Genomic DNA, 16527 nt, shown 5'->3' with positions numbered 1-16527 from the left:
CTTATTCAGCGCTCGTATATTGCGAACCTGCCGTTGAAATAGGTCAATTTATAGAAGGGAATAGACTTGGTACCTGCTTTGGGATAGTAGGATTCGGGCCTGAAAGCATAGTCCATCAATATAAAACCCACATTATTTTTGCGCGCCCAATTGGCCATGTGCTTCGTGGTCATATTCCTTTTCCCCGACTGCAATTCATAATTTTCGTGCGTCAATAGCCTCGGATATGCTTCGTATTCATCAAAAAAGAAGGTAAGCGGTACAAATCCGGTATCGTTATCGTCAATGCGGTTACGCAACTTTTCATAGGATACCGGCAGATATTCCATAGTCAAATTCGCATAAATGATCTGGCACATTCCAAATGCGCCGATGATAAAGTAAGTCGCGATCACGAGGCGAAAAGGCAGGTTGCGAAATGGCCGCAACTTGTAAAGTTCGTACACTAAAACGAGCATGAAAGGAATGAATATCAGCATGTACAGCCCAACATTCGCCTTTGTAATAGTCCAGAAAGACAAAAACATCACCAATGCATATACTTTTGGTTTCGCAGGAAGGTTTTTCAGTAACGCGCGCTGACTCCAAATTAAAAATACCAAAAGCAGCGATAATGCGATCTGCTCAGGCGATTTAAAAAACAGCAATGGATATGTCAATATCTGAGTGAGTTTCGCGGTGCCTTTCAATGCGGCGACGGTCTGGGGATCGCCCGAAAACTGCGCCAGCCAGAGACTAAAACCGTTTTGTATCGACCAGACATCAAGAAAATAAGTGAGCGAGGTGAGTCCGCCTGCGGCAGCAAACCAAGCAGCGGGTTTATATTGTTTGAGATAAATCAATGTGACGAAACCCGCTATCAAATAGATAATTCCGTTCATGTGCCCCAGAAAAGCGAGGCCTGCAAGAAACCCTGCACCTAAGGCTTGTGAGATGGTAATTCTGCTACGAGTCAGGCATAAAAAAGATGCAAACCCCAATGCAGCTACCATCATTTCGGGCCGGTTTTCGAAACTCATTTTGATCAGCAGCCGGTTGGAAAAAATCAGGATCAACAGTGCGGGTATATAAGGCGAAGCAAAGCTGCCTTCCCGTTTTCCAATGTAGTAAACCAGCTCACAAATGAGAACTATAAAGAAAATCAGCCCTACGAATTGTAGAACGGGCAATTCGTAGCCGAATAACCGGATCATCAAAGCTCCGAATATGAGAAAAAGCTTATGACAGACAAAGATTTGTTTCTCGCAACCAACCAGTCCACGGAAAAATTCAGACCGGATAATACCTCCCTTTTCAAGCCAGAAAGCCTGTTCGCCGAGCCACGCATCGTCGCCGGTGGGGTATCTGTAAACATAGGTAGTTAGGGCCAGAACAACGAAAATGACCAGAACAACAGTCAGCTGCTTTTTGGGAACTTCCAGCATTTATTTCAGGGTGCTACTAATTTCCTGATAAACATACAGATTTATTGGAGCAATTAGCGAGGAGCCGAAAGTTTTCGGAAATATGCTTTGCGGTGAGACGATTCGGTTTCAGATGAACCTGTAATTCCTAAATTCGAAAAGCCGGCGGCCGGTCTTTTTTTCGTACCAATATAACAGCGCGTCTTTCAGGCGAAATTTCTTTTTTGAAGGGTCCAGCTCGATTTTCCAGTTCTGCCGCGCGATCCTGTCTTGCATAACCACCGGGTGCGAACCGTCGAACTTTTTGATCGAATCAAATTCAGTATAATCGAAGAAATCCTCTGATTTCAGGAGTTTGTTATGCTTATCACCTTCGTCCCAAAACCGGCTTACATTCTTCATTTTAGTCTTCATCTGAACCGGACTTTTTACCCACCCATAATGATATACGGCGGCTCCCGAATGCTTTACGTTCAACTTTTCCCGCCCGCGACGAAAACCTTGTGCGTCGCGAAATGCTGCTATCGGAGTCTCTTGTGGTTGCTTCTCATTACGGATAATGCGGATCTCGCGCCGGTACCATTTGCGGCTATCGCCCACGTAATCGTAAGTCCCGTAGAAATGAACATAGTCAAAAACTAACCCTTCGACTTCGGGATTATCGACATATTTTTTGCAGGATTCAAGAATGGCGGTATGATACTTTTCGTGCACTACTTCGTCGCCCTGAATGTAAAATGCCCAGTCGCTATCAGGCGAAATTTGTTTCAAAGCCTTATCCGTTTCCACCGCCAGTACTTTTCCGCCTTCACGCAGCGACATATCCCATTCCGATTCAACGATCCGGATTTTATCAGATGGAATGGACTTGATCAGAGCCAGCGTACTGTCTTCACTAAGTCCCACACTGACAAGCATTTCGTCCACTACCGGGAGAATGGAAGTAATAGCTTCGACAATGGGGTAATCGTTAATAACCGCATTTCTGATGATGGTAAATCCGGAAATCTTCAACAGTATAATGGTTAAAATGGATTGACGGGCCGCAGTTTTCTGACCGTCGATTAAGAATCTGGGAGCAACAAAGTTAAGGCATTACTAACAAGAATTTCTCTAAATAACTCTTCCGGTTTGATCCTTTTATCCTTGAGTTTTCGGGCCAAAGCGTGTAGATTTGTTATTCCCGGCTGTTGGTATCTCTGGCCAGCGAAACACAACGGGCTGTTCAAAATTAATCCCCGTATTTACTCAAACTAATTATGTCACAAGAACTTGCGCGCCCCGAGCCCCTGTTGATAGAAGATCCATTGCGGTTTGTTTTGTTTCCTATCAAACATTCCGATATCTGGGAAATGTACAAAAGACATGAGGCTTCTTTCTGGACTGCCGAGGAGATTGATCTTTCGCAGGATATGAAGGATTGGGATAACCTGTCTGATGGAGAGCGGCATTTTATATCACACGTACTTGCATTTTTCGCTGCATCTGATGGTATTGTCAATGAAAACCTGGCAGTCAACTTTCTGAGCGAAGTACAATATGCAGAAGCGAAATGTTTTTACGGTTTCCAGATCGCAATGGAGAATATCCATTCTGAAACTTACTCGCTGCTGATCGATACTTATATCAAAGATCCTCACGAAAAAGACCATTTATTGCGGGCGATTGATACCGTTCCGTGTGTTGGTAAAAAAGCGGACTGGGCTTTGAAATGGATTAACAGTCCGGTATTCGCGGAAAGGATCATCGCATTCGCAGCGGTAGAAGGAATCTTCTTCTCCGGTTCATTCTGCTCGATTTTCTGGTTGAAAAAACGTGGCTTAATGCCAGGATTGTCATTCTCAAACGAGCTGATCTCCCGCGATGAAGGTTTGCACTGCGAATTCGCTTGCCTGCTTTACACCCAGCATATTGTTAACCAGCTACCGGAAGAACGCGTGGTAGAAATTATGCTCGATGCGGTGGAGATTGAAAAAGAATTCATCACAGAAGCATTACCTGTTTCCCTGATCGGAATGAATGCAGAATTGATGAAACAATACATCGAGTACATCGCCGATTTCTGGCTTGAAAGATTGGGTTGTTCAAAACAATTCGGCTCAGCTAACCCATTCGATTTCATGGAGTTGATATCACTTCCAGGCAAAACCAATTTCTTCGAAAAACGTGTTGGAGAATACCAGAAAGCTGGTGTAATGAGTGGCGTAAAAGACAAAGATTCAGGTCACAAAATTTCGTTTGATTCTGATTTCTGACATTTTTGTCACCCTGAGCGCAGTCGAAGGTACGTGTGCGATGCGTCTCGCATATTTGCTTCGACTGCGCTCAGCATGACAAGGTCTCAATTTCTTTCCACACAAGTTCACTTTCATACCCTTTGGCCAGAGCATATCTGGCCAATTTTTGTTTTACAACCAGCGGGTTCGTTTCTGTTCTTTCCAGTAAAGCCCTTTTCTTTTCAAGAAGTTGTTTCAAAGTGGCAATGTAACTTTCGTCCTGAATCTCCGCCATACCTTGATCCAAACTGTATTTGCTGATTCCACGACGCTGCAATTCCTGCTTGATCTTGATGCGCCCCCAGTTTTTCACCCTGAATTTTCCACCCGCGAAAGTTTTTGCAAAACGCTCTTCGCTGAGGTAATTCATTGAAATCAGCTCCGCAATGATCTCGTCGGCTTCTTCGCCCCATACATTCCATTTCCGGAGCCGCTGCTTTACTTCGTCCTGCGTGCGTTCCTGGTAGGCGCAATACGAAGCGGCTTTTTGAAGAATGAGGCGATCCATTTTTATATTAATTACTGTTAATGCAATGCAAGAATAAAGAAAATATCGGCGATCAATAACTATTTTTGAAACAAATACCACCCCTACCTACTCACTAAACCCGGTTACCAATGAATTTCGAAAGACGGTCATTTTTGAAACTTGTCCCTGCCATTTCCACGCTTCCATTTCTTTCCGATAGTGTTAATGCAGGCCCGAAAGCGAGAATTGCAATGCGCTTCATCGTCGCCTCCGACGGGCATTACGGTCAACCGAATACCGAATTTCAGAAATTTCACAGTGACCTGATCAGTTGGGTTAACCGTGAAAAAATGCAGAAAGGGGTAGATTTCCTCTTCATCAACGGTGACCTGATCCACGATGAGCCGACACTTTTATACGATTTCAAAAAAACAATCTCCGGCCTCAGCGTACCATTTTACGTAAGTCGCGGAAATCACGATAAAGTAGGATTAGACGTCTGGGAAAGCACCTGGGGCTACCCGACCAACCACAGTTTTGCGAAAGGCGAATACGCATTTGTGGTGGGCGATACTTCCAACGAAAAAGGCGAATACGTTTGTCCTGACGCAACCTGGCTGCGAACAGAACTCGCCAAATACAAAGAAAAGAAAGGCATTTTCGTATTCCTGCACATCACGCCGGCCAAATGGACCGTGAACGGAATTGAATGCAAAGAAGTGATCGAACTCTTTGAAAATACCCCAAACGTAAAAGCCATTTTCAACGGCCACGACCACGACCAGGACAGCACCAAGCAATACGGCAAAAAACCCTACTTCTTCGACGCCCACTTCGGCGGCAACTGGGGCACATCCTACAAAGGTTACCGGGTTGTAGAAATCTACGAAGACCACACTTGGCAATCGTACCAGTATAATCCGACGGCTGCGCCTGTTTTAAATGCGTTTTCGGGGAAGGAGTGATAGGGCTACTATTAATTAAATCTCGCCAGATTTGAATCAATCAGCGGTTTTAAATCAAAATACATGGTTCTGTAAGAATGCTGCGGAGGTAATTGTTCATCCGGATTGACAAACATGAATCCTATTTTTTGGTAAAAGCCAGAAATATCATAACCGTTGTCTTTATCATAAAATGCATCAACAGTCATAAACCGTACACCGACTAACGGCGCTACTTGAAAAGCAGCGTATTCAAGAGCCCATTCCACCATTCTTTTTCCAACTTTTGAAGCTCTCTCATCAGCTGCGAGCAAACCGATTTTGACAGCAGGAAAAGTTACGTACTTGATCTTCTCGTCTTCGAGAAGCTTTTCAGTTGCTATCAATTTATCAGCCAAAAGTGTGATATATGCAGCAAGACTGTTATCACACTGCACTATCCAGCAGCGACTGGTATGAGCATTTACTTCTCGCATCACTCGTCCTTTTTTCCAAAAGGTTTGAAATTCCGGCCGTTTACAACGAAACCCCTGACCTAGTTGTGCTAAGTCAGGGGTTAGTTCAGAAACTATATGGTTGGAAAAATTGACTCCATCAAACTTCTTTATCAATGGCATTTACTTATTTTTCTGGTTGGCTCTTCTATCTATGATTCGCTTTATTGTTTCCATTGCTTGTTCATTTGCAACATGCTGATCCTTTTTAATGGCCTTTATTAATTTTGTTGCTTCTCTTCCTAAAACAGGTTTAGAAACAGTGTTGGCTATAAATTTCATATGGCTTTCATTTAATAATGGTAAATATAGGGAAACCAATTCCTGAGGCAAAACCCAATGAGCCACTAGTAGGACTCAAAGGATCACTGGCGTATATGAACAATCCATCGGAGAAATTTAAGTTTTGAGCAATTGTGTTCCCTTCCATTTCACCGCAGTCTCACCCAGTTTCGTAATTAACGTTACAACCCGAAGCTGATTCGCAATATGTACCCGCATTTCAGGAGTGACATTTTCTATTTCTTCCGTAAACAAAAAAGTTTCTACCAACGTGTTAAGGGAATCTACAATTTCCGCGCTACCATCTCTTTTAAAAAACTCCTTTACCAATTCATGTTGCTGATAAAGCATTTGAGCTTGCGCATCTGACAAAGAGATAGATCCGTCACTTAGTTTGGAGCTGATAATCATTTTGATAGCAATTAAAAGTGAAAAATGTATTTGTAGGAAATTCCGATAAATTTGAAACAAAAAATTTAGTCTGGAAAAAATAAAACTTCAGTCTTCACCTCAATCCTACCAAATTCTTCGAGAATGCTTTTCATTCTTTTTTCCGAAATGCCCTGATTGTAAGTAAAATCCCTCCAAGCTGTCGTCAACTTTCCCTTTTTCACCTCAGGCGATAGCTTTGGATATATTTCTGTCAACCACCATTTGAAAGCTTCGGTAACAGATGAGAATTTCTTCATTGCAATTTACTAATTTGTAGGAAAATCCGATAAATTCTCGTTGAATTATTTTCAAATCTAGAAAATCTGTATGAAATCCATACAAAAAAAGGAGGCTCCTACCGGAGCCCCACAACCAAATCGCATTCTATTTTTCTAGAAACAGGATGTTCCTCTGGAACATTTGTCCTCAAATCCTCAAACCACCCTCACCAAATGATTCTTCTTCCCCTTCGAAATCAGCAAAAACCTGTCCTGCAAAAGCAAAAACTCACTTAAAGCCTGCGATTCAGAGGTAACCTTCACCTTATTGACACTCACTGCATTCTGCTGAATTGCTCTGCGCGCTTCTCCTTTTGAGGGATAAATTTCGGCTTTGGTAACTGTTGAAATCAGGTCGAGAATATTTGCAGCTCCATCCCATTCCTCGCGCGTAATTTCGGTTTGCGGTACGCCGTTGAAAATCGTGTCAAATTCATCAGCTTCAATGCTTTGCAAAGTTTCCAGCGTCGCTTTTCCGAAAAGTACTTCCGATGCTTTGATTACCGTATAATATGCTTTTTCGGAGTGAATGCGGGTCGTCAGTTCGGCGGCGAGCGCTTTTTGCATGATGCGCAAATGCGGCTCGGCGGCGTGGCTGGTTTCCAGTGCTTCTATTTCTTCCCGACCTTTTAATGAAAAAACGCGCAGGTATCTTGGCAAATCTTCATCCGCCTGATTCAGCCAAAATTGGTAAAATTCGTATGGGGACGTTTTTTCAGCATCGAGCCAGATATTTCCACCTTCACTTTTCCCGAATTTAGAACCGTCGGATTTCGTTAAAAGTGGCGTTGTGAGTGCGTAGGCTTTGAAGTAACCATCTTCGTCGCCTTCTTTTCTGCGAATGATTTCGGTGCCCGTTGTGATATTTCCCCACTGGTCCGAACCGCCCATTTGCAGGCGCACATTTTTGTTTTTGTATAAATGATAAAAGTCGTAACCCTGCAAAAGCTGGTACGAAAACTCGGTAAAAGATATCCCGGTTTCCAAACGCTTTTTAACAGAGTCTTTCGACATCATGTAATTGACACTCAGAAACTTACCTGCTTCCCGCAAGAACTGCAAAAACCCGATTTCCTTGAACCAATCATAATTATTGACCATTTCGGCAGAGTTCTCGCCGCAGTCAAAATCAAGGAATTGCTCCAACTGTTTTTTGATACCTTCCTGATTAAAACGGAGCGTATCTTCATCCAAAAACGAACGTTCGGCTGCTTTAAAAGAAGGGTCGCCGATCATTCCCGTAGCCCCGCCCACCAATGCAAATGGTTTGTGGCCAGCGCGTTGGAAATGCACGAGCAACATAATAGTGGCCAGGTTACCGATATGGAGAGACGAAGCCGTGGGGTCGAAACCAATGTAACCGGAAGTCATCTCCTTTTTCAGTTGTTCCTGTGTGCCCGGCATCACGTCGTGCAGCATTCCGCGCCAGCGCAGTTCCTCTATAAAGTCAATTTCCATTGTGAGTTCAAATACTTTTTCAAATCGAAGCGCAAAGGTAAAAGTTATCGACTTGAAATGCTGCGGTATCAACAACGTTTTGGAAATCGCACCTCATATTTCGCCCAAAAACAGTTATTTTGGTATTGTTAAAAGATTTAAATGCAATATACCCGCATGTTCAAAACACTGACTACCACACTATTAACCTGCTCCCTGACCATACTTTGCACATTGCAGACTTTGGCGCAGACAACCTATTGTAATCCGATGGATATCGATTACAAATACAATTTCGAGCAGCTCAATGAAAATATCAGCTACCGCTCCGGCGCCGATCCGGTGATTATCAACCACAAAGGCGAATATTTCCTGTTCGTCACCATTTCCGGAGGCTACTGGCATTCGAAAGATATGCTGAACTGGAAGTACCTCACTGCCAATCGCTGGCCTTTTGAAGATATGTGCGCGCCCGCCGCCGTTTCAGTGCGGGATACCTTGTTTTTGTTCCAATCCACATTCGAATCCCGACCTATTTTGTACTCAGTAGCGCCGGAGAAGGGTATTTGGGAGTTTTATAACCGCTGGACGCCGAGGCTGCCGAAAGATATCGGCCCGTGGGACCCGGCGCTTTTTCATGATCCCGATACCGATAAATGGTATATGTACTGGGGCTCGTCGAATGTGTACCCGATTTTTGGTTCGGAGCTCGATTATTCCAAAAGACTTGCATTCAAGGGTGATTACAAAGCCATGTTTTGGTTAAATCAGTACGATCACGGCTGGGAGCGTTTTGGGCCAAACCATTCGGACCCTTTCAAACCATTCACTGAAGGAGCGTGGATGACGAAGCATAAAGGCAAATATTACCTTCAATACGGCGCGCCCGGCACGGAATACAATGTGTATGCAAACGGTACCTACGTAGGTGACGATCCGCTTGGGCCGTTTACTTATGCGCCTTATAACCCTGTTTCCTACAAGCCAGGCGGGTTTGCAACCGGCGCGGGACATGGAAATACATTTCAGGATAACTATGGAAATTACTGGAATACCGGCACCACCTGGATCGGGCTGAACTGGGGAATGGAGCGGCGGATTGTGATGTACCCCGCCGGCTTCGACAAAGACGGACAAATGTTTGCAAACACCCGTTTCGGCGATTTCCCGCACAAAATGACCACCAAAACCTGGACCGGAAAAGGCGATGAACAGTTTACCGGCTGGATGCTTTTGTCCTACAAAAAACCGGTAACAGCCTCATCGACAATGGATACAATGGCGGCTGCGAAGATTACCGATGAAAACCCGCGTACATTCTGGGCTGCGAAGCAAAACAAACCCCGGGAAAGTCTGACGATCGACCTTGGAGGTGAACAGGAAGTGAAGGCTGTTCAGGTAAATTATACCGATTACAAATCCAACATTTTTGACAACAAACCCGAGAAGGTTTACACCCAATTCAAGATCCTGACTTCGAAAGATGGCAAGAAATGGGAGTCCGCTGCAGATCTTTCCAACGAACCAAAACGCGACCGGCCAGTAGCTTACATTGAACTTGCAAAACCCGTAAAGGCGAGATATGTACGCTACGAGCACATTTACGTAGCCTCCCCAGTCCTGGCAGTCAGCGAATTCCGGATTTTTGGAAATGGCTTTGGAAAAGCGCCCACTACTCCAAAAAGCTTTACAGCTGTGCGCCAGAAAGACGCCAGAAATGTGGATCTGAAATGGGAAAAAGTACCTGTCGCAACAGGTTATAATGTTCTTTGGGGAATCGCGCCGGATAAATTATACCAGACTTACCAATTCTGGCACGACGAGCCGAATGCATTCGAGCTGCGCGCGTTGAATGTCGGTGTGCCTTATTATTTTAGGATCGAGGCTTTTAATGAGAATGGGGTTTCCGGGATGAGTGAGGTTGTTGGGATTAAGTAAATCGAAAACTTTATAATGTGCGGCAAATGGTATTATTGGTAAATACCCGATATTCGGGCAAGCAAATATTTTAGAGCAATTTGCGGAGTTTTACATAAATTTCTTTACTTTTGAAATGAAGACATTCTCTTCTGTGTCTGAGGCATTTGACTGGTGGGTTAAAAATTTGTATCCTGAATTGAGTCCTGAGCAAAAGAAAGGAAAAGCGGTTCAGGCAATGCAAGACTATATTTATGGAAGAGGAATTTCTGAAAAAAGAATGCGACAAATTCTAATGGAATATGGTCATTTTGAAATTGAAACCGTAGTCAGATATAAGCCCTAATCGGCTTTTTATTTATCTAAAATTTATGTAAAACTCCGTAAAACATTTGTCATTTAAACTATTTCAAAACTATTTCAAAACTATGAACACACTGAAAACCAGCCTATCGGATGAGGCCTTAGTTAAACAAAATGAGATCATTCGTGATTTTTTCGCAACCGACCATGTCAGCGAAATGGTGGAATCAATGCACTATATGGTTGAAAGCTTTTTGTTCAGTACAGATCTTGAAAATGTTACTCCTGAAATGCGCGTGCATATTGTGAACCAGCTTAGAGTTGCGACAATGCTGATGAAGCTTGGAAGATAGGAATCACCCTATCTACACTAAAAGCAAACAGGAGGCTCCTCAGGAGCCGTTGGGGTGGTAGGGAAATATGATGGTTCTATAAACAGGGCGTTCCTCCGGAACGGTTTCGGTCTAATTGTACACTACATGCAAACAGGAGGCTCCTCAGGAGCCTTTGGAGTGGTAGGGAATATGTTGGTTCTATAAACAGGGCGTTCCTCTGGAACGGTTTCGGTTTAATTGTACACTAAAAGCAAACAGGAGGCTCCTCAGGAGCCGTTGGGGTGGTAGGGAATATGTTGGTTCTATAAACAGGGCGTTCCTCTGGAACGGTTTCTGTCTAATTGTACACTACATGCAAACAGGAGGCTCCTCAGGAGCCTTTGGAGTGGTAGGGAATATGATGGTTCTATAAACAGGGCGTTCCTCTGGAACGGTTTCTGTCTAATTGTAAACTACATGCAAACAGGAGGCTCCTCAGGAGCCTTTGGAGTGGTAGGAAATATGTTGTTTCTATAAACAGGGCGTTCCTCTGGAACGGTTTCGGGCTAATTGTACACTAAATGCAAAAAGGAGGCTCCTCAGGAGCTTTTGGAGTGGTAGAAATATGTTGTTTCTATAAACAGGGCGTTCCTCCGGAACGGTTTCGGCTGACAATGCCGCTCCAGAGGAGCCTCCTGTTTATGGAAAAGTGCATCCCCAGAAAAACGTGGCTCCCGAGGAGCCCCCTGTTTATAGAAAATGTGTATACATCGGAAATCACGGCTCCCGAGGAGCCTCCTGTTTATGAATCGAGAGGTTTTCGGAATTGCGAGAATCAGTTTGCGATGTAGTTCAGCATCTTAGTCACATTGGTAAGACCAAGCTGGATTGTATTGACTGACTTTGTTCCGTGGTAATAACCAGCTAAATGCAATTCATCATAAACATCTACTAAAAGTCTAAGCAACTTTTTATCATACTTACGAATCCTCGAAATGTAATCTTCAATGCTGGTCGGTTTCTTAAAATGAATACCTTCCTTTTGCTTCAAGAATTCATCCAGAATCAGCAATGCCGCACAATAGGCTGTACCTGAAGCCATTTTTACATATTTCACATCTGCATACAAACCGTCCTTCTTCCCGGCCTTTTCAGTAAGTATGGTCCGGGCATTCTCCAAATAGCGTTGCGCTTCCTCAGCTGCTGTTCTTTCTTCGCGTGTTTTTGTCAACATAAGAATTATAAGTGTTACGCACTTTATTTCTAATCCCCTGGTAGCGTTGTCTCTTCCTTGTCCAGAAACTTGATATTTTCATAAATCGTAGACATAAGAATCTCAAATTTCAACGCTTCAAATACAATCTTATCAGCCGGATCTTCAAAATTTTGATAATTCCACAAGTTGTTATGTATTGAGCGGCTGTAAAGCTCAACGTAAAATTCATTCTGAGAAACCAGCAGATAGTGTTGAAGCGAAGGAATTTGCCTGTACATTCTCAATTTAAATCCTTTATCCTTGGAAATAGATGTTTTGGAAAGAACCTCAACAAGAATTGTAGGGTGCTTGACAAGGTAAATGCCGTCACGATCATCGGCAGCGCATGTCAGGATCAAATCAGGATACGCATAACAAAGGTCCGGTGTTACTTCGGTTTTGATGTTTTCCGTAAATACATCACATCCATCAGGCTGAAAACGTTTCTCGAATATTGCCCGCAGTTTGCCGACAATGCGGTTGTGGTTCATCAACGTACCGGCCATAGCGAACACTTCGCCGTCATAATATTCATGACGAATCTCGCTTTCCTCTTCCAGTTTGAGGTATTCAGATATGGTATATTTCGGTTCGACCATAAGCGCAAATCCCATGTGTGTAAAGTGTTTATGAGTGATCTGACAATTTACACAAACACAATTTACTAATTCAAATCCAATTATCCTGTGACATGTTTTATCCAGCGTAGCACATTCCGGGCATAAACGAGCATTAATCAAGCTGGCACACTTTTCATGATTTCCGGTTCATGCCAGCACAACCGTTACTTCAATTTACCGGCAAAAGTATATACTGCTCCGTTGCCGATGTTCACATTGATCCGTGGATTCCGGTAGACCGGGCGATCATCACGCACGCGCACAGCGATCACGCACGTTGGGGGAGCCGGCATTATCTTTCCCACAAAGACAGCGAGCCCATTCTGCGGCTTCGTTTGGGGCAGGATATTTCTCTGCAAACGATAGAATACGGTCAGAAATTCATGATCAATGGCGTGAAGTTCTCACTGCATCCCGCGGGCCACATTATTGGCTCGGCACAGGTTCGGGTGGAGTATCAGGGTGAGGTTTGGGTGGCAAGTGGTGATTACAAATTGGAGAATGACAACTTCTCAGTCCCTTTTGAACCGGTGAAATGCAATGTATTTATCACGGAATCTACCTTCGGCTTGCCCATTTACAAATGGCAGCCGCAGCATGAAGTGATGACTGAGATCGATAACTGGTGGGCGCAGAACCGGGTCGATGGGAAAGCAAGTGTGATCATGGGTTATTCTTTGGGTAAAATGCAGCGGATCTTGAAAAATATTCAGTTGCAGCAAGAACCTATTTACGCGCACGGCGCTATTTTCACACTAAATGAGAGGCTGCGAGAGGCTGGATTTGATTTGCCCAAACTCACATTAGTAACAAAGGAAACTGATAAGAAACTCTTTAAAGGCGCATTAGTTGTTGCGCCTCCTTCGGTGGATAGCAGCACGTGGATCAAAAAATTTGCCCCTTATTCTCTGGGATATTGTTCGGGCTGGATGGCGCTGCGGGGTGCTAAAAACCGTCGGGCTGTCGATCAGGGCTTTGTGCTGAGCGATCACGTGGACTGGCCAGATTTGAACACGGCAGTTTTAGAAACCGGCGCTGAGAAAGTATATGTAACGCATGGATACACCGCCATTTACTCCCGCTGGCTAAATGAAAACGGCATCTGGGCCGCAGAAGTGAACACCATGTACGGAAACGAAGATGAAAATGAGGAGGAAGAAGTAGTACAAGACGCGGCAGTAGCAAGTGAAAGTTACGAGCAACACAAAGCAATACTAGACGATGACGTCGAAAATACATCAAAAGAAAAGTCCCCCCAGGGGGATTTAGGGGCAGGAGGCCAGCAACCATGAAACAATTCGCAGACCTCTTCATGAACCTCGACCGCACGAACAAAACGAATGCGAAAGTCGATTTACTCAGACAATATTTCCTGGAAGCGTCCGACGAGGACAAGCTCTGGGCACTTACCCTTTTCACCGGCCGGCGACCTTCATTCAAGGTAAACCGCACGATGGTGAAAGAATGGGCGGCGCAGGAAGCGAATGTACCGATGTGGTTATTTCAGGAAAGTTATCATAGCGTGGGTGACTTGGGAGAAACCATTTCACTGCTTTTGCCAAGAACAGGAAGCACAGGTTCGGACAAATCGCTTACCGGTTGGTTTGAATACCTGGGCGAGTTGCCGAAGATGACCGATGAAGAAAAACACGCGCATATAGTCAATGCATGGGCTCAGCTTTCGCAGCATGAAACCTTTGTTTTCAATAAGCTTTTAATGGGCAGCTTTCGAATTGGTGTTTCTCAAACTTTGGTGGTGAGAGCATTAGCCGAAGCTACGGAGACTGACTCCAATGTGATCGCCCACCGCGTAATGGGCCAATGGGAGCCGCAGAGCACAACTTTTGAAAAGCTTATTCTTGACAAAGGTGAAAACGACAATGCGTCGCGACCTTATCCTTACTATCTAGCTTATCAAATCGAAGGAGATGTATCAGATTTAGGTGATCCCACAGATTGGTTTGCAGAATGGAAATGGGACGGAATCCGTTCGCAGATCATTCATAGAAATAATGAGCTTTTCATCTGGACAAGAGGTGAAGAACTTTCTACCGAAAAATTCCCAGAGCTGCATTTCCTCGCGGATATTTTGCCAAACGGGACTGTGCTAGACGGTGAAATCGTGACTTATCAGGAAGGAAAACCAATGCCTTTTAATGTGCTGCAAACTAGGATTGGCCGGAAGAATTTATCCAAAAAAGTACTTGAAGAAGCGCCGATAGCATTTCTGGGTTATGATATGCTGGAAGCAAATGGCGTAGATATTCGCGGACTGACGCAGGAGCAACGCCGCGCTGAACTCGAACTCTTGCACAGTCAGGTTGCCGGGGAATCAGTTTTCTATCTTTCTCCATTAATTGAGTTTAAGGAGTGGAAGGATTTACATGACCTGCATTCAACTTCGCGCGAGCAGAATGCAGAGGGTTTTATGATCAAACGTAAAGCGGGTACCTATCAGGTTGGGCGTAAAAAAGGCGATTGGTGGAAATGGAAAGTGGATCCGCTGAGCGTCGACGCCGTTTTGATATATGCCCAAAAAGGCTCAGGCCGCCGCGCTGAACTGTTTACAGATTATACTTTTGCTGTGTGGGGAGACGATGGAAAACTGGTCCCTTTCGCCAAAGCTTACTCTGGCTTAACTGATCAGGAAATCGGAAAGGTGGATTATTTTATCAAAAGAAATGTAATCGAGAAGTTCGGCCCGGTGCGCACAGTAAAGCCGGAATTGGTATTTGAAATCGGTTTCGAAGGGATTAATGCTTCAACGCGGCACAAGTCCGGGATTGCAGTGAGGTTTCCAAGGATATTGAGATGGAGGCAGGATAAGAAGGCAGAGGAAGCTGATACATTGGAAAATTTGAAAGGGATTTTAGAATTGTATAAATGAAGCCAGACAGCTTCTCAGACTGGCTTAACAACTTTTTTCGAATCAAACCTCTTATCCAAAACCGATTTCAAAGCTTTCAAAACAGGCTTTTCAAACCATTTGTGAATAGCAACTGCGACGAGGCAGACGATGATCATTGTACCGATCAATTGGGTTAGCTCAAATGCGGTTCCCTCCACTTTGAACCTGACGAAAATTAATCTGATAAACGCGTAGATCACAAACGGATGAACGAGGTACATTGCATAACTCGCGTCGCCGAGCAAAATAGCAGTGGCGTGAACTTTGTTTTTGTGATTGACTTTTTCCTCTAAAATCAAAAACGCATTGGCAATGAAAAAGGCGGGGATACCGAACAATATAAATCGGGTCAAATTGGGGTCGTGCAGGTAATCAGCAAACAGCAGGAATACGAATGAGGCAACTCCCAGCGATAAGCCCATTGCATTGAGAAGTCCTGATTTGATGTTTCCAAATGCCTTCCAATATTGATACAACAGGCTTCCCGCTACAAATTCCAGGATGATAGTGTTGCTGTAAAACTGGACAATGTAGTTTCGAACCGGAAAAACGTTGAAAACAATTACGAAAAGTGTCAGGAAAATAAGACACGCATTCATTCCTTTTCTGTTTCCAAAAATCGCGGTAAATACAGCAATGCAAACGTAAAAGAACATTTCGTACGTCAATGTCCAGCCGAGAGAGAGAATGGGCCCGCTGCCTTTGATGCGGTAGGGAATGAACAAAAGCGATTTGATAACTGCCTCAGGCGTAACAATTAAGCTCCGGAACCAACTTGGTTTGACAGCATAAAGCGCAAGTGTCAGCAAAGTCATAAACCAGTAAATCGGGATGATCCTGACCAGGCGGCGGTATAGAAAGGCGTCGGAATTTTTATTGACAATGTAGGCCATGATGAAGCCGCTGATAATAAAGAATATATCGACGCCAAATCCTCCTACTGCGGGCTTCACAAATTCAAAGTGGGCAAATACAACCAAAAGGGCTGCAATCGCGCGGAGAATTTGAATACTGTTAAGCATATTTCTTATTTGATTGATATTAGTGTGTCAACGTTGGCAGAGCCTTAATTCAAAAATTGACTTTAAGCTTTTGGACAAAAGTAGCTATTTTGACTGCAATTGAACAATTCGGTATCGCAACGTTTTATGGTACAGTATTTGACATTAATGCTGATATATTCATTTTAACCCGT

18 protein-coding genes are annotated in these 16527 nt (G+C 44.0%); 7 read left to right on the top strand and 11 right to left on the bottom strand.

Annotated features, from left to right (window positions below):
• Positions 1-5 precede the first annotated feature (5 nt).
• Together KOD92_RS23375 and KOD92_RS23370 are read right to left on the bottom strand one after the other, a co-directional pair.
• On the bottom strand, positions 6-1424 hold the full coding sequence (locus KOD92_RS23375) for a hypothetical protein (protein ID WP_215236034.1): 1419 nt from the start codon (positions 1422-1424) through the stop codon (positions 6-8).
• 108 nt (positions 1425-1532) lie between these two features.
• Complete coding sequence (locus KOD92_RS23370; RefSeq protein WP_215236033.1) at positions 1533-2417, bottom strand: glycosyltransferase family protein; 885 nt, start codon at positions 2415-2417, stop codon at positions 1533-1535.
• Between the two features lie 245 nt (positions 2418-2662).
• Between KOD92_RS23370 and KOD92_RS23365 the strand changes: the two genes are divergently transcribed.
• Entirely contained in the window at positions 2663-3658 is a 996-nt protein-coding gene (locus KOD92_RS23365) for a ribonucleoside-diphosphate reductase small subunit (RefSeq protein WP_215236032.1), read from the top strand.
• Positions 3659-3728: 70 nt separating this feature from the next.
• On the opposite strand, the gene KOD92_RS23360 is transcribed toward KOD92_RS23365, so the two are convergent.
• Positions 3729-4187 (bottom strand): regulatory protein RecX, encoded by a 459-nt coding sequence (locus tag KOD92_RS23360; RefSeq protein WP_215236031.1) that lies wholly within the window; start codon positions 4185-4187, stop codon positions 3729-3731.
• Positions 4188-4297: 110 nt separating this feature from the next.
• On the opposite strand from KOD92_RS23360, the gene KOD92_RS23355 reads away from it, so the two are divergent.
• A complete protein-coding gene (locus KOD92_RS23355; RefSeq protein WP_215236030.1) occupies positions 4298-5113 on the top strand; it encodes a metallophosphoesterase family protein in 816 nt (271 codons plus the stop codon).
• A gap of 11 nt (positions 5114-5124) precedes the next feature.
• Here the strand turns inward: KOD92_RS23355 and KOD92_RS23350 are convergent, their stop codons facing one another.
• From KOD92_RS23350 to tyrS, 5 genes are all read right to left on the bottom strand, one after another.
• Positions 5125-5709, bottom strand: a complete 585-nt coding sequence (locus KOD92_RS23350; protein ID WP_215236029.1) for a GNAT family N-acetyltransferase — start codon at positions 5707-5709, stop codon at positions 5125-5127.
• Positions 5710-5868, bottom strand: coding sequence for a hypothetical protein (locus tag KOD92_RS23345; RefSeq protein ID WP_215236028.1), 159 nt, complete (start codon positions 5866-5868; stop codon positions 5710-5712).
• A gap of 117 nt (positions 5869-5985) precedes the next feature.
• Entirely contained in the window at positions 5986-6279 is a 294-nt protein-coding gene (locus tag KOD92_RS23340) for a hypothetical protein (RefSeq protein WP_215236027.1), read from the bottom strand.
• A 65-nt stretch (positions 6280-6344) separates the two neighbouring features.
• A complete protein-coding gene (locus KOD92_RS23335) occupies positions 6345-6557 on the bottom strand; it encodes a hypothetical protein (protein ID WP_215236026.1) in 213 nt (70 codons plus the stop codon).
• 177 nt (positions 6558-6734) lie between these two features.
• Positions 6735-8030: a tyrosine--tRNA ligase gene (tyrS, locus tag KOD92_RS23330; RefSeq protein WP_215236060.1), complete on the bottom strand. Its 1296-nt coding sequence runs from the start codon at positions 8028-8030 to the stop codon at positions 6735-6737.
• Between the two features lie 147 nt (positions 8031-8177).
• On the opposite strand from tyrS, the gene KOD92_RS23325 reads away from it, so the two are divergent.
• The 3 genes from KOD92_RS23325 (at position 8178) to KOD92_RS23315 (ending at position 10588) form a co-directional block, all read left to right on the top strand.
• Positions 8178-9953 carry a discoidin domain-containing protein gene (locus KOD92_RS23325; RefSeq protein WP_215236025.1) on the top strand — a complete coding sequence of 592 codons (1776 nt, stop codon included), beginning with the start codon at positions 8178-8180 and terminating at the stop codon, positions 9951-9953.
• 115 nt (positions 9954-10068) lie between these two features.
• Positions 10069-10278, top strand: a complete 210-nt coding sequence (locus KOD92_RS23320) for a hypothetical protein (RefSeq protein ID WP_215236024.1) — start codon at positions 10069-10071, stop codon at positions 10276-10278.
• Positions 10279-10360: 82 nt separating this feature from the next.
• Positions 10361-10588, top strand: coding sequence for a hypothetical protein (locus KOD92_RS23315; protein WP_215236023.1), 228 nt, complete (start codon positions 10361-10363; stop codon positions 10586-10588).
• Between the two features lie 796 nt (positions 10589-11384).
• Here KOD92_RS23315 and KOD92_RS23310 read toward each other — a convergent pair.
• Both KOD92_RS23310 and KOD92_RS23305 read right to left on the bottom strand, forming a co-directional pair.
• On the bottom strand, positions 11385-11783 hold the full coding sequence (locus KOD92_RS23310) for a DUF5618 family protein (RefSeq protein ID WP_215236022.1): 399 nt from the start codon (positions 11781-11783) through the stop codon (positions 11385-11387).
• Positions 11784-11812: 29 nt separating this feature from the next.
• On the bottom strand, positions 11813-12418 hold the full coding sequence (locus KOD92_RS23305) for a Uma2 family endonuclease (protein ID WP_215236021.1): 606 nt from the start codon (positions 12416-12418) through the stop codon (positions 11813-11815).
• A gap of 155 nt (positions 12419-12573) precedes the next feature.
• On the opposite strand from KOD92_RS23305, the gene KOD92_RS23300 reads away from it, so the two are divergent.
• Together KOD92_RS23300 and KOD92_RS23295 are read left to right on the top strand one after the other, a co-directional pair.
• Positions 12574-13716 (top strand): ligase-associated DNA damage response exonuclease, encoded by a 1143-nt coding sequence (locus tag KOD92_RS23300; RefSeq protein ID WP_215236020.1) that lies wholly within the window; start codon positions 12574-12576, stop codon positions 13714-13716.
• Entirely contained in the window at positions 13713-15311 is a 1599-nt protein-coding gene (locus KOD92_RS23295) for an ATP-dependent DNA ligase (RefSeq protein WP_215236019.1), read from the top strand. Before KOD92_RS23300 ends, KOD92_RS23295 begins: the two co-directional genes overlap by 4 nt.
• Before the next feature lie 14 nt (positions 15312-15325).
• On the opposite strand, the gene KOD92_RS23290 is transcribed toward KOD92_RS23295, so the two are convergent.
• The gene (locus KOD92_RS23290; protein WP_215236018.1) at positions 15326-16354 is read right to left on the bottom strand and encodes an acyltransferase family protein; all 1029 of its coding nucleotides are present in this window, start codon (positions 16352-16354) and stop codon (positions 15326-15328) included.
• Between the last annotated feature and the right edge of the window lie 173 nt (positions 16355-16527).

Origin of the sequence: Dyadobacter linearis (genome assembly GCF_907165045.1) — a bacterium.
Taxonomy (GTDB): domain Bacteria; phylum Bacteroidota; class Bacteroidia; order Cytophagales; family Spirosomataceae; genus Dyadobacter; species Dyadobacter linearis.
This window is presented reverse-complemented; position numbering and strand designations above follow the sequence as displayed.